Annotated in this window: 11 protein-coding genes and 1 pseudogene; 9 read left to right on the top strand and 3 right to left on the bottom strand. The window is 79.8% G+C overall.

Translation table 11 applies throughout. The annotated features are described in order from the left end of the window. Positions 1-136 precede the first annotated feature (136 nt). Positions 137-1,003, bottom strand: a complete 867-nt coding sequence (locus GY42_RS09020; protein WP_082131435.1) for an HAD family hydrolase — start codon at positions 1,001-1,003, stop codon at positions 137-139. Positions 1,004-1,287: 284 nt separating this feature from the next. Between GY42_RS09020 and GY42_RS09015 the strand changes: the two genes are divergently transcribed. From GY42_RS09015 to GY42_RS20020, 7 genes and pseudogenes are all read left to right on the top strand, one after another. Then, positions 1,288-2,007 (top strand): pilus assembly protein FlpE, encoded by a 720-nt coding sequence (locus GY42_RS09015; RefSeq protein WP_046529087.1) that lies wholly within the window; start codon positions 1,288-1,290, stop codon positions 2,005-2,007. 101 nt (positions 2,008-2,108) lie between these two features. Beyond that, positions 2,109-3,338, top strand: a complete 1,230-nt coding sequence (locus GY42_RS09010) for a TadA family conjugal transfer-associated ATPase (protein ID WP_046530746.1) — start codon at positions 2,109-2,111, stop codon at positions 3,336-3,338. Between the two features lie 251 nt (positions 3,339-3,589). Further along, positions 3,590-4,120 carry a type II secretion system F family protein gene (locus tag GY42_RS18625; protein WP_236686754.1) on the top strand — a complete coding sequence of 177 codons (531 nt, stop codon included), beginning with the start codon at positions 3,590-3,592 and terminating at the stop codon, positions 4,118-4,120. Next, on the top strand, positions 4,117-4,785 hold the full coding sequence (locus tag GY42_RS18180; RefSeq protein ID WP_160309404.1) for a type II secretion system F family protein: 669 nt from the start codon (positions 4,117-4,119) through the stop codon (positions 4,783-4,785). Before GY42_RS18625 ends, GY42_RS18180 begins: the two co-directional genes overlap by 4 nt. A 434-nt stretch (positions 4,786-5,219) precedes the next feature. Next, on the top strand, positions 5,220-5,399 hold the full coding sequence (locus tag GY42_RS19815; protein ID WP_226238931.1) for a DUF4244 domain-containing protein: 180 nt from the start codon (positions 5,220-5,222) through the stop codon (positions 5,397-5,399). Beyond that, positions 5,396-5,836 carry a TadE family type IV pilus minor pilin gene (locus tag GY42_RS08990; protein ID WP_236686753.1) on the top strand — a complete coding sequence of 147 codons (441 nt, stop codon included), beginning with the start codon at positions 5,396-5,398 and terminating at the stop codon, positions 5,834-5,836. The genes GY42_RS19815 and GY42_RS08990 overlap by 4 nt, the downstream gene beginning before the upstream one ends. Then, positions 5,746-6,186, top strand: a pseudogene (locus GY42_RS20020) (Rv3654c family TadE-like protein); the annotation flags it as partial. The gene GY42_RS08990 and the pseudogene GY42_RS20020, both read left to right, overlap by 91 nt. 198 nt (positions 6,187-6,384) lie before the next feature. On the opposite strand, the gene GY42_RS08985 reads toward GY42_RS20020, so the two are convergent. After that, complete coding sequence (locus GY42_RS08985) at positions 6,385-7,212, bottom strand: hypothetical protein (RefSeq protein ID WP_152667249.1); 828 nt, start codon at positions 7,210-7,212, stop codon at positions 6,385-6,387. 55 nt (positions 7,213-7,267) lie between these two features. Continuing rightward, positions 7,268-9,892, bottom strand: a complete 2,625-nt coding sequence (locus GY42_RS08980; protein ID WP_046529084.1) for a DEAD/DEAH box helicase — start codon at positions 9,890-9,892, stop codon at positions 7,268-7,270. 90 nt (positions 9,893-9,982) lie between these two features. Between GY42_RS08980 and GY42_RS08975 the strand changes: the two genes are divergently transcribed. Both GY42_RS08975 and GY42_RS08970 read left to right on the top strand, forming a co-directional pair. Beyond that, entirely contained in the window at positions 9,983-10,855 is an 873-nt protein-coding gene (locus GY42_RS08975; protein WP_082131431.1) for a LamB/YcsF family protein, read from the top strand. Beyond that, positions 10,852-12,576 carry an urea amidolyase family protein gene (locus GY42_RS08970; RefSeq protein ID WP_046529083.1) on the top strand — a complete coding sequence of 575 codons (1,725 nt, stop codon included), beginning with the start codon at positions 10,852-10,854 and terminating at the stop codon, positions 12,574-12,576. Before GY42_RS08975 ends, GY42_RS08970 begins: the two co-directional genes overlap by 4 nt. Positions 12,577-12,684: the final 108 nt, after the last annotated feature.

Below are 12,684 nucleotides of genomic sequence, written 5' to 3'. Positions count from 1 at the left end.
TCCTGCGCGTGGGTGCTCTCGCGGTCGTTCAGTTGTGACCCCCGTCCTACACCCCGTCCGCGCGGCGGGGCAACGGTCCCGCGCGTCGGTGCAGGACCCCCGCGCCCGCGGCCCGGATCGTGGGACGCGACGCCCGTCAGGCGGGACGGCGCCGCCGGTGCCACCACCACGCCGCGAGCACCACGGCGACGCCCGCCGCGAGGACGGCGCCCGACGTGACGCCCACGCGGCGGTCGAGCCGGCGCAGCGGCACGGGCCGTCGGAACGTCAGCACGGCCCAGCCCTCGGCGAGCGCGAGGCGCCGCAGCGCGCGGTCGGGGTTGACGACCGCGCCGTGGCCGACCGCGGCGAGCATGGGGGCGTCGGTCACGGAGTCCGAGTAGGCGAAGCACGCGGCGAGGTCGTAGCCGCGCGCGGCGGCGAGGTCACGGATCGCGGTCGCCTTGTGCTCGCCGTATGCGTAGAACTCGATCTCCCCGGTGTACCGCCCGTCCTCGACGGTCATGCGCGTCGCGATCGCCGTGTCGGCACCGACCAGCGCCGCGATCGGCTCGACCACCTCGGCGCCCGACGCCGAGACGACCACGACGTCGTGGCCCGCCGCCCGGTGCCGCGCGATGAGGTCGAGCGCCTCGGCGTACACCGTCGGGTCGATCGACTCGTGCAGCGTCTCGCGGACGATCGTCGACACCTGCGCGACGTCCCAGCCCGCGACGGTGCGCGCGAGCGCCGCGCGCAGCCGCTCGGTCGACGTCTCGTCGGCGCCCCCCAGCAGGTACGCGAGCTGCGCGTACGCGGACGCGACGACCGAGCGGCGCGTCAGCAGGCCCTGCGCGAGGAAGCCCTTGGAGAACGCGGTCGCCGACGACGTGGCGATGATCGTCTTGTCGAGGTCGAAGAACGCGGCGACGCGCCCGCGCGGCGCCGGCCCGCCGCGCGCGACGGGGTCGACGGGCAGCGGGTCGACGGGGTCGACGGGGACGGGGTCGACGGGGACGGCCATGACGCTCCGCGACGCTCGGGGACCGGACGTGCGCGAGCGTAGCGGGAGCCGCCGACGCACGGCCCTCCCCGCCGCGGGCCCGCCCTCCGCCCTCGGCAGGTGGCGGGCCCGTCCCGCGTGATCGCGCGCGAACCGCGGGACCCCGGGCGTCGAACCGACCACAGTCCCTGTCGCGGTCGAGGACTCCCCAGATGGCGGCCGCGGGCCGACGGCGGTGGGCGCGGCGCGCGACGATCGCACGGCCACCCGCCCCACGGCGGCCGCCCGGACCGGCAGGAGCACGCATGGAGCACGCCCGCAGCGCCACCGTGGTCGGGGTCGTCGGCGCCGGCGGCGGCGTCGGCGCCTCGACGTTCGCGGCGCTGCTCGCGCGCCGCCTGTCCCGCGGCACCGCCACGGCGCTCGTCGACCTCGACCCCGCCGCCGCGGGCGTCGACGTCGTGCTCGGCCTCGAGGACGTCGACGGCGCGCGGTGGTCCGACCTGCGCGGCGCCGGCGGCGACGTCCCCGGCGCCGACGTCCTCGCGCTGCTGCCCCGCTGGGGCGCGTGCGCCGTGCTGTCGGCCGACCGGACGCGCCCCGAGCCCGTCGACGCCGGCGTCCGGGTCGACGTGCTGCATGCGCTCGCACGCACGGTCGGGGCCCTCGTGCTGGACCTCGGCCGCGGCTCCGTCGTCGAGGGCGACGCGCCGCTGCCCGCGTGCGACGCGGTCGTCGTGGTCGCCCGCCCCGACCTGCGGTGCGTCGCCGGCACGCTCGCGCTGCGCCCCCGGCTCGCCGCGTCCGGCGCGCCGCACGGGCTCGTGGTCCGCGGCGGGGGCCCCGCGGGGCTGGCCGCCGCCGACCTCGCCGACGCGACCGGTCTCGACGTGTGGCACGCGGGCCGCGACGACCGCGCCCTGGCGGCGCGCGCCGAACGGGTCGGGCTCGGCGGACGCGGACCCGCCACGCGCGCCGCGGAGGCCGTCGCGCGACGGCTGACCAGCGGCGGGGCCGGGTGGTGAGCCCGGACGAGCGGGGCGCCGTGGTCCCCGCCGTGCGGCGGTCCGGTCCACAGCACGGCGCCACGTCGGCCACGTCGGTTGCGGCTCAGGGCGCCGTGGCCGTGCCCTGCGACGCCCCCGCGCGGCGTCCGGTCCCGCCCGCGGTCGTCGCCCGGGTGCGCGACGCGCTGCGCGAGGGGGCGCCCGCCGTCGGCGGACCCGTGGGCGACGGCATGACCCGCCTCGTCGACGCGGCGCTGCGTGCGGGTGGCACGCTGCTCGGCCCCGTCGCGCTCGCCGAGAGCGTGCGCGCCGTCGCCGACGAGCTGCTCGGCGCGGGCCCGCTGCAGCGCTGGCTCGACGACCCCGCCGTCACCGACGTCCTCGTCAACGGCCCGCGCGACGTGTGGGTCGAGCGCGCGGGGCGCCTGCTCCGCGTCGACGTCGACCTCGGCGCGCCCGCCGACGTCCGGGCGCTCGCGGTGCGGCTCGCGGCGGCCGCCGGACGCCGCCTCGACGACGCCGCCCCCACCGTCGACGCCCGCCTGCCCGACGGCACGCGGCTGCACGCCGTGCTGCCGCCACTCACCGACGCGTGCACCACGCTCAGCCTGCGGGTCGTGCGGCCGCGCGCGTTCACGCTCACGGACCTCGCCGCGTCCGGCACGGTCGCGGCGCCGCTCGTCCCGCTGCTGCGGGCCCTCGTCGACGCGCGCGCCAACCTGCTGGTCTCGGGCGCCACGGGCGCCGGCAAGACGACGCTGCTCGCCGCGCTGCTGTCCACGGTCCCGCACGACGAGCGCGTCGTGCTGGTCGAGGAGGCGGGCGAGCTCGTCGCCGACCACCCGCACGTGGTGCGCCTCACCGCGCGCGCCCCCAACGTCGACGGCGCCGGCGGGGTCGACCTCGCCGACCTCGTGCGCCAGGCGCTGCGCATGCGACCGGACCGGATCGTCCTCGGCGAGTGCCGCGGCGCCGAGGTCCGCGAGGTGCTCGCGGCGCTCAACACGGGCCACGAGGGCGGGTGCGCGACGCTGCACGCCAACACCGCCGCCGACGTCCCCGCGCGGCTCGAGGCCCTCGCCGCGCTCGCGGGCCTCGACCGCGCCGCCGTCGCCGCCCAGGCCGCGAGCGCGGTCGACGCCGTGCTGCACGTGCGCCGCGTCCGGCACGGCGCCGACTCCGGGCGTCGCTACCTCGCCGAGGTGGGCGTCGTCGTGCGGCGCGACACCGACGGCGGCCTCGAGGTGCGCACCGCGCTCGACGTCGACGCGGCGGGGCGGGTCCGTCGTGGCGACGGGTGGTCGCGGCTCGCGGCGCGGCTCGGCCACGTCCCGCGGGACGGCCCGTGACACCGCTCGTCGCGGCGCTCGTCGCGCTGGCCGTGGTCGCGGCGTGCGGGCCACCGGTGCGGCGGCCGCCGCGCGCCGCGGGGCGTCCCGGGTCCGGCGGTCCGCGGCGGTCGGGAACCGCGGGGCCGACGTGGTCGTCCGCGGGCGGACGTCCCCGCGAGGGGCGGATCGGAGCCACGGGCGGACGTCCCGGCGAGGGGCACGCCGGGCCCGCGGGGTCGCCGCGCGGCGCCGGCGGTGACCTCGCGACGGTGCTGCACGCCGTCGCGGCGCAGCTGCGTGCGGGCGTGCCGCCGACCGACGCGTGGCGCTCCGTGCTGGGCGTCCCCGGGGCCGACGACGGCACGCCACCGGCAGCCGCCCTGCTGGCCGTGGGCCGCGCGCGCCGCGACGGGCGACGCGTCGGTGCGCGCCGTGCCGCGGTGCCGGACGACGCCGCGCACCGTGCCCGCGTCCGTGCCGTGCTCGCGGGCACGCGCGTCGCCGCCGAGACCGGTGCCCCGCTGGCCGACGTCCTCGCGGACCTCGCGGACGCCGTCGCCGCCGACGCCGAGCAGTCCGCCGACCTCGTGGCCGCGCTCGCGGGTCCGCGCGCCACGGCCCGTGTGCTGGTCCTCCTGCCCGTGCTGGGGCTGCTCGTGGGGGCCGCGATCGGCGCGCGACCGTGGGAGGTGCTGACGGGCGGCGGCGTCGGCAGCGCACTCGGCGCCGCGGGCCTCGTTCTCGCCGCAGCCGGGCAGGCGTGGGTGCGGGCGCTGCTGCGGCGCGCGGTGGTGCCGTGACGGCCGGGCTCGTCGCACCGACGGCCGGTGACGTGGGCCCGGCCGCGGCGGCCGGCGTCGTGGTCGCGCTCGCGGTGCTGCTGGGGTCGCTGCCGTGGCGCGCCGTGCGGGCACCCCGTGCCCCGGGCTCCGGGGAGACCGGGGGACGCACCGGCGCCGGGGGCGGGAGCCTTCGTGCGTGGCGTCGCAGGGCGCGTCGCCGTGCCGACCGTCTTGTGCACGACCTGACGACCGCGCCGCTCGACCCCGCGTTCGTGCTCGACCTGTGCGCCGCCGCCGTCCGCGGCGGAGCCGCAGTGCCCGCCGCGCTCGTCGGCACGGGCCGCCACCTGGGCGGCGCCGACGGCGACGCGCTCGTCCGGGCCGGCACGGCCCTCGGGATGGGCGCGCCGTGGGACGTCGCGTGGGCCGGTGCGCCCGCGGCGGTCGCCGCCGTCGGCGCGGCCCTGCGCGTCGGGTGGGACGCGGGGTCGTCCCCGGGGCCGCTGCTGCGCGCGGCGGCCGACCGGCGGCGGCGCGACCGTCGCGCCGCGGCCCGCGCTGCCGCGGGTGCGCTCGGCGTGCGGCTGACGCTGCCGCTCGGCGCGTGCTTCCTCCCGGCGTTCGTGCTGCTCGGTCTCGTGCCGGTCGTGCTGGGGCTGGCGGGGGACCTCCTCGGCCGGTGAGGTGCGGCTTGTCGGCTCGGTAGCCCGTCGGGCCGTCGGGGCCGTCGGGGCCGTCGGCCCGGCGGCCGGGTGGCCCGTCGGGCCGTCGGCCAGCCCACCCGGCGGCCGGGGTGGCTCGTCGGGCCGTCGGCTCGAAGGCCCGTCAGCCCGGTGACCTGGTGAGCGGGCGGGGTCGGCGACGTCCCGGGAGCGGCGCCCACCCGCCCCCAGTCCCTGCGTCGACTCGGCGCCGGGCAGGTCCGCGTGGCCGCCCCCCGCGGGTGACGCGCGTCCCGCGACTCTCGTGCCGGGCGCCGACGGGGCGTCCGACGAGGGCGACGAGAAGGAGCCGACCGATGGGACGAACGCTGGGACGAGGGTGGGGGCGAGGGCTGGGCCGACGCGTCCGCCGACCGAGCGTGCACGGCGCGTGCGGCGGAACACGGGGAGCACGCGTGGGGGCCCGTGTGGTCGCCCGCGCGCGCCGCGCGACGGACGAGGGCATGGCGACCGCGGAGTACGCGATCGCGACGCTTGCGGCCGTGGCGTTCGCGGGCGTGCTGCTGGTGGTGCTCAAGGGCGGTCAGGTCAAGGCGTTGCTCACCGGTCTGATCGCGCAGGCGCTGGGCGGATGAGCGCGGGGCGTCGCGGTCGTGGGGGCCGTCCCGGCGGTGCTGCCGCGGTCGCGAGGCGCGGCGTCCCCGACCGCGGCGCCTCCGCGCAGCTCGCGACCGGCGCGGGCGCCGGCGACCGCGGTGCCGTCACCGCCGAGCTCGCGGTGGGCATGGTGGCCGTCGCGGCCGTGCTCGTCGCGGTCCTCGCGGTCGGCGCCGCGACCGTCGTGCGGCTCACGTGCCTCGACGCGGCGCGGACCGCCGCACGCGTCGCGGCGCTGGGGGAGACCGACGGCGAGGTCGTCGCCGCGGCCCGTCACGTGCTCGGCCCGCGCGGCGGCGAGGTCCGCGTGGAGCGCGAGGGCAGGTGGGTCACCGTCGCGGTCAGCGCACCGTTCAGCACCTGGGGGACCGGCCTGCGCGCCGCGGCCTCGGCGACCGCCTGGACCGAGCCGTGAGATTTCCGGGCGGCGGCCGCGGGCGGGCGCCCGGCGCGGCGGCTCACGACCGCGGGTCGGGCGCCGTGCTGGTCCTCGGGGTCGTCGCGGTCGCGCTCGTGCTCGTCGCGGCGACCGGGCTGGTCGGCGGCGCGCACGCGGCGCGTGCCCGTGCCGCGGCGGCCGCCGACCTGGCCGCGCTCGCCGGTGCGCAGCACGTCGTCGACGGCGGCGCCGACCCGTGCGGCCACGCCGCGCAGGCCGCGGGCCGCAACGGCGCGTCGGTGACGTCCTGCGCGCGGGGCGCGCGCGGTGACGTGACCGTGCACGTCCGGGTCGACGCACCCGTCGGTGCGGTCGGCGGCGTCGCCCGCGCCGGGCCACGTGCCGCCGGTCGTCGCACGCGCCGGTCGGGCGCGCGTGGCGGACCTCGGCGCCTGGATGGGCGGACCGGTCCCTCGTCCGCGTGCGTCGGTCCCGGCGGGAGCGTGCGCACGGCCCGGCGGCCCGCGGTCGCGGGTGTCGCTGGAGGAGGGCCGCTCCAACGGCCCCGCCGCGCCCGGCCGACGTCAGCGGGTGCTGTCCGGTCCGGCGTCCGTCGGGACCTCGAGAGCGAAGAGGGTGCCCAGCGGCGCCGCGAGCGCACGGCCCAGGGTCGTCTCGTCGAGGAGGCCGCGCTCCGCGAGGACGCGCAGCGCCGCGTCGCGATCGGCCAGGATCGCGACGCGTTCCGCGTCGGGGATGCCGCGCGCGGCCAGCTCGGCGACGTGGCGATCGCCGGTCGTCGTCGGTGCGTCGGGGGTGACCGGCGGCTCGGGGTCGCGCACCCGGAAGCGCAGCACCGTCACGGCGGTGAGCAGGAGCCCGAGGGCCAGCGTGGTCCACACCGGGGCCTGCATGGTCGTCGGGAGGTCGTAGCCGTCGCGCCCCGCGACGGTCGGCATGCTGATCGACGCGAAGACCCCGCACACGGCGAACACCGCTCCGACGCCGCAGACCATGCCCGACCACCGGGCGCCGCCACGCACCCAGGCGACGCCCGTGACGAGGAGCACCACGACGGCGAGGGCGAAGCACACGGCGGCGATCGGCACCGACCGGTCCGCCGGCATGCGCTGGACGAGGTCGGACTCCGCCCCGAGCACGGCGACCCCGGCGACGGGCGCGATCAACGCGGCGATCACGAGGACGACACCGAGGCCGGTGAGCGCGCGCCGCGCGGTGCTGGGCGCGCGGTCCTCGATCAGCTCGGCGATCGTGGCGCCGTCGTCGCCGAACGTCGCGACGACCTCGGGGTACGACTGGCAGGCCATCGCCTCGAGCATGCCGAGCCGCACGGACCCGGCGGCCGAGTGGGCCTCGGCCCAGGACCGCGCGTCAGGATGAACCAGAGCCATGATCGCGCCAGGCTACCAACGCGGTCCTCCCCGCCCGCGGCGCAGCCGGGGAAGGTCAGACGGACGACGTCGTCCCGCTCGTCGCAACGTGCGCGAGCACGGTGGACAGCAGGCGCAGCGCCCCGGCCTTGTCGAGCGGGTCGTTGCCGTTGCCGCACTTGGGCGACTGCACGCAGGCCGGGCAGCCCGTCGCGCACGGGCACGCGGCGATCGCGTCGCGCGTCGCACGCAGCCACACCGGCCCCAGGTCGAAGCCGCGCTCGGCGAACCCCGCCCCGCCCGGGTGGCCGTCGTGCACGAAGACCGTCGCGTGCCCCGTGTCCGGGTGCACGAGCGTCGACAGACCCCCCAGGTCCCACCGGTCGCACGTCGCGAGCAGCGGCAGCAGCCCGATCGACGCGTGCTCGGCGGCGTGCAGCGCACCCGGTGCGACCTCGAGCGTGACCCCCGCCCGCTCCAGCACCTCCGGCGGGGCCGTCCACCACACGGCGGCGGTGCGCAGCGTGCGCTCCGGCAGGTCCAGGTCGTGCGTCGACAGCACCTGCAGGTCGGGGATCCGGCGACGCTGGTAGCCGACCACCTGCGTCGTCACGTCGACCTGCCCGAACGACCACGTGACGGGACCCCACGCGACCTCGCGCTCGACCTCGACGACGTTGGTCGACGTGACCCACCGCGCCCACGTGCCGTGGTCGACGTCGCGCCGCGTCGCGAGCGCGACCCCGTCCTCGAGGTGCAGCTCGTCGACCACGTACGTGACGCCCAGGTGCACGTACACGGCGCCCGGGTGCACGGTCGCGTCCGCCGACGCGGCGTCCACCGTGCCGAGCAGCCGACCCGTCACGCCCTCGACCACGCGCACCGGCTGGCCGCCGGCACCGCGCAGGTCCGTGAGCCGGCTCGCGGGCTCGGCGTGCGTCCAGTACCAGCCCGACGAGCGGCGCCGCAGGACACCGCGCTCGGTGAGCTGACCCAGCACCGCGAGCGCCCGCGGCCCGAACAGGTCCAGCTCCTCGCGGCGCAGCGGCCGCTCCGCCGCCGCCGCGCACAGGTGCGGCGCGAGCACGTACGGGTTGCCGGGGTCGAACACCGTCGCCTCGACGGGTGCGTCGAGCGCGGCCTCGGGGTGGTGCACGAGGAACGTGTCGAGCGGGTCCTCGCGCGCGACGAGCACCACGAGCCCCTCCGCGCCGGCGCGTCCGGCGCGCCCCGCCTGCTGCCACAGCGACACGCGCGTGCCCGGCCACCCCGCGATGAGCACCGCGTCCAGGCCCGAGATGTCGACACCCAGCTCGAGCGCGTTCGTCGTCGCGAGCGCCCGCAGGTGACCCGCGCGGATCGCCTCCTCCAGCGCGCGCCGCTCCTCCGGCAGGTAGCCGCCCCGGTACGACGACACGAGGGCCGGCAGCGTCGGGTCGACCGCGCGCAGGTGGTCCCGCGTCGTGGCGGCCACCGACTCCGCGCCGCGGCGCGACCGCGTGAACGCCAGCACGCGCGCACCGGCCGACACCAGGTCGGCCAGCAGGTCGGCGACCTCGGCCGTCGCCGTGCGTCGCGGGCGGTCCTGCGGCACGGCCACGAGGCGCTCGCCCGTGCCCACGGGACCCGATCCCTCGGTCGGCGGGGCGGGCTGCGGAGCGGGACCGTCGACGCCCGAGCCGCGAGCCGCGAGGCCGTCCGGGTCGCCCGGGTCCGCCGGGCCGTCGGCGGAGCCGGCCCCGTCCGCGCCGCCCGGTCCCTCGGGCACGTCGGGCGGGGGAGGAGCCACCACGACGGTCGCCCACGGGTCCTCGTCCGGCAGCAGCGACGCCCACGGCCCGTCGCCCCCCGGCAGCTCGGGCGGCTGCCACAGCACGAGCGTCTTGCGGCCGGCGGGCGACGCGTCGGCGGTGACCGCGTGCACGTCGTCGGCGTCGACGCCCAGCAGCCGCGCCGCGCTCGCGGCGGGGTCCGACGTCGTCGCCGAGGCCATCACGACCACGGGGGACGCGCCGTACGCGGCCGCGAGCCGCCGCAGCCGCCGCAGCACCAGCGCGACGTGCGCGCCGAAGACGCCCCGGAACGCGTGGCACTCGTCGACCACCACGAACGCGAGCGACGACAGCACGCGCGACCACGACGCGTGCGCGGGCAGCAGGGCGAAGTGCAGGAAGTCGGGGTTCGTCAGCACCACGTCCGCGTGCTCGCGCACCCAGCGGCGCTCGTCGCGCGACGTGTCGCCGTCGCACGTCGCGACGCGCACGTCGCGCGTGCCCGCCGCCGCGAGCAGCCGCTCGAGCGCCGCGAGCTGGTCCGCCGCGAGCGCCTTCGTCGGGCTGAGGTACAGCACGGTCGGGCGGCGCTGCACCGACTCGATGCGGCCCGGGTCGAGCAGCGCTCCCGCGGCACCCCGGCGCACGGCGGACAGCGCGGGCAGCCAGAACGCGAGCGACTTGCCCGACCCGGTCGACGTCGCGAGGACCGTGTGACGCCCCGACCACGCGGCGTCGGCCGCGTCCGCCTGGTGCTCCCACGGCCGCTCGACGCCCAGTGCGCGGTACCCCCGCACCACGTCCGCGTCGGCCCACGCCGGCCAGTCCGCGCGCGCACCCGGCCGTGCCGGCAGGTCCCGCACGTGGGTCGCCCGGTCCGCCCGCCGGCCGCCGGCGAGCAGCACGTCGAGCAGCTCGCCGGGACCCACGCCCCCATCCTCCCACCGGCTCGTCGGGCGCCGGCGGGCACCCGACCCCGAGGCGCCCGTGGTCGGGTGCGCGTGCGGGAGGATCGGGTCATGGCGGTGATCGACCTCAACGCGGACCTCGGCGAGGGGGACGGGCCGTGGCGCGTCGAGCCCCCGGCCGACGAGGCGCTCCTCGACCTCGTGACCAGCGCGAACGTGGCCGCCGGCTACCACGGTGGCGACGCCGCGACCATGGCGGCGACGTGCGCGGGTGCGCTCGCGCGCGGCGTGGCCGTCGGCGCGCACCCGTCGTACGACGACCGCGCCGGGTTCGGCCGTCGCCACGTCGACGTCGCGCCCGACGTGCTGCGGGCGCAGGTGACCGCGCAGCTCGGGGCGCTGGTCGCGGTGGCCGCGAGCGTCGGCGCGCGCGTCACGCACGTCAAGCCGCACGGCGCGCTGTACAACGCGGTCGTGCACGACGCGGTCCAGGCGCGCGCTGTCGTGGACGCGGTCCTCGCGGTTGACCCCGACCTGGCCCTGCTCGGCCTGCCGGGCTCACGCGTGCTCGCGCTCGCGGCCGACGCGGGCCTGCGGACCGTCGTCGAGGCGTTCGTCGACCGCGGGTACCGCGCCGACGGCACGCTCGTGCCGCGCACCGAGCCCGGTGCGCTCGTCACCGACCCGCGGGTCGCCGCCGCGCGCGCCGTCCGGCTCGCGGTCGACGGCGTCGTGACGGCCGTCGACGGCACACCCGTGCGCCTGCGCCCCGACTCGCTGTGCCTGCACTCCGACACCCGGGGCGCCGTGGGGCTCGCGACGGCCGTGCGCGCGGCGCTCGCCGACGCGGGCGTGGACGTCCGGCCGTTCGCCCCGGGCGCTCCGGAGCCGGGCGGCCCCTCCGCGGGCGGAGCACGCACGGCTGCGGCGCGCGCGGCCGGTCGGCGCGCACCCGGACCACCACGGCACGGGCCCACCCCGTGACGACCGTCCAGCCCTACGGCGACGACGCCGTGCTCGTCGAGGTCGCCGACCTCGCCGCCGTGCACGCGCTCGACGCCCGGCTGCGCGCGGACCCGCCGCGCGCCGTCGTCGACGTGGTGCCCGCGGCGCGCACGGTGCTGGTCCGCGGCGAGCCGCGCAGCCGTGCGCGGTGGGCGGCCGAGGTCGCGGCGCTCGCCCGCGACGCGCAGGACGCCGGCCCGGGGCGTGCACCTGCGCGCACCGTCGAGGTGCCCACCGTGTACGACGGCGCGGACCTCGACGACGTCGCGCGCACGCTCGGGCTGACGGTCGACGAGGTGGTCGCACGGCACCTCGCGGGCGGCACCGGCGGGTACCGGGTCGCGTTCGGCGGGTTCATGCCGGGGTTCGCGTACGTCACCGGCCTCGACCCGGTGCTGCACGTGCCGCGCCTCGCGCGCCCGCGCACGCGCGTCCCGGCGGGCTCGGTGGCCGTCGCGGGCGACCTCACGGCCGTCTACCCGGCGCCGACGCCCGGTGGCTGGCGGCTGCTCGGCCGCACCGACCTCGCCCTCTTCGACGCGTCCCGGGGCGCCGCGGACGCCGCCCTGCTGCGCGCCGGCGACCGCGTGCGGTTCGTCCGCACCGCCCCGGCGGCGCTCACGGCGGCGCCGCGCCCGCCGGCCGGCGCGCCTGCGGCCGCGGACCCGCCCGCCCCGTCCCCGTCCGCCCCGCCGGCCGCCGCCGCGACCGGGCGACCGGCGTGCGACCCCGACCGCGACGACGACCCCGTCCGCGACGTGCCGCCGCTGCCCCTCGCGCTCACGGTCGTCGCGGCGGGGCCGCTCACGCTCGTGCAGGACGCGGGCCGACCGGGCCTGGCGGCCGTGGGGGTGCCGCGTTCGGGCGCCGCCGACCCCGCCGCGCTCGCTCGTGCGAACCGCCTCGTCGGCAACGCGCGGGACGCGGCCGTGCTCGAGACGGTGCTCGGCGGGCTCGTCGTGCGGTTCGGTGCCGCGACGGCGTTCGCCCTGGTGGGTGCGGTCGACGACGCCGACCTCGACGGTGCGCCCGTGCCGGTCGGGGTCGCGGTGCGGGCGCCGGGGGGTGCGACGCTCACGCTGCACGCGCCCGCGCGCGGCCTGCGGTCGTGGCTCGCCGTGCGGGGCGGCGTCGACGTGCCGGGCGTGCTCGGCTCCCGCTCGCGGGACGTGCTGTCGGGCCTCGGCCCGGCGCCGCTGCGCGCCGGCGACGTCCTCGCGTACGGCACGGCGTACGACGGCCTGCCGGAGCTCCCGGCGCCGCCCGACCTCCCCGTGCCCCCCGGCCCCCGGGGCGGTGCCGCGCACGCGCGCGACGCGGTGCACCCCGCACCGCCGGCCGTGGTCCACCTGCCCGCCGTCGAGGGCCCGCGCCTCACGCACCTCGACGCCGCGGGCCGGGTCCGGCTGTGGTCGACCGTCTGGGAGGTCTCGCCCGACAGCAACCGCGTGGCCGTCCGGCTCACGGGCCCGGCGCTCACGCGCGCGGCGGCGGGCGAGCTGCCCTCGGAGGGGCTCGTCGCGGGCGCCGTGCAGGTCCCGCACGACGGCCGTCCCGTGCTGTTCGGCCCCGACCACCCGGTGACGGGCGGCTACCCGGTCGTCGCGGTGCTGACGCCCGACGGCCGGGCCCGGGCCGCGCAGCTGCGTCCGGGTGACCGGGTGCGGCTCGTGCGTGCTCCCGGCGGTGCGTCGGCCTGACGCGCGGACCACGTCCGGGACGTTCGCCCCTGCCGCACCGACCGGCGGGTACGACTCCCGGGCGCGGGAGGCTCCCGCCGGCCGCCGCGCGCGTCGGCGACGTGGCGC

It is taken from the genome of Cellulomonas sp. FA1 (genome assembly GCF_000986825.1).
GTDB lineage: Bacteria > Actinomycetota > Actinomycetes > Actinomycetales > Cellulomonadaceae > Cellulomonas > Cellulomonas iranensis.
The sequence above is the reverse complement of the archived record's forward strand: the minus strand, read 5'-3'. Positions and strand labels throughout refer to the sequence as shown.

What these genes read in the sequence shown, in the direction of transcription:
- GY42_RS08975 (WP_082131431.1), top strand. Translation starts at nt 9,983, where the DNA reads ATGGCGGTGATCGACCTCAACGCGGACCTCGGCGAGGGGGACGGGCCG.
- GY42_RS09015 (WP_046529087.1), top strand. Translation starts at nt 1,288, where the DNA reads ATGGAGCACGCCCGCAGCGCCACCGTGGTCGGGGTCGTCGGCGCCGGC.
- GY42_RS09020 (WP_082131435.1), bottom strand. Translation starts at nt 1,003, where the DNA reads ATGGCCGTCCCCGTCGACCCCGTCCCCGTCGACCCCGTCGACCCGCTG.
- GY42_RS08985 (WP_152667249.1), bottom strand. Translation starts at nt 7,212, where the DNA reads ATGGCTCTGGTTCATCCTGACGCGCGGTCCTGGGCCGAGGCCCACTCG.
- GY42_RS08990 (WP_236686753.1), top strand. Translation starts at nt 5,396, where the DNA reads ATGAGCGCGGGGCGTCGCGGTCGTGGGGGCCGTCCCGGCGGTGCTGCC.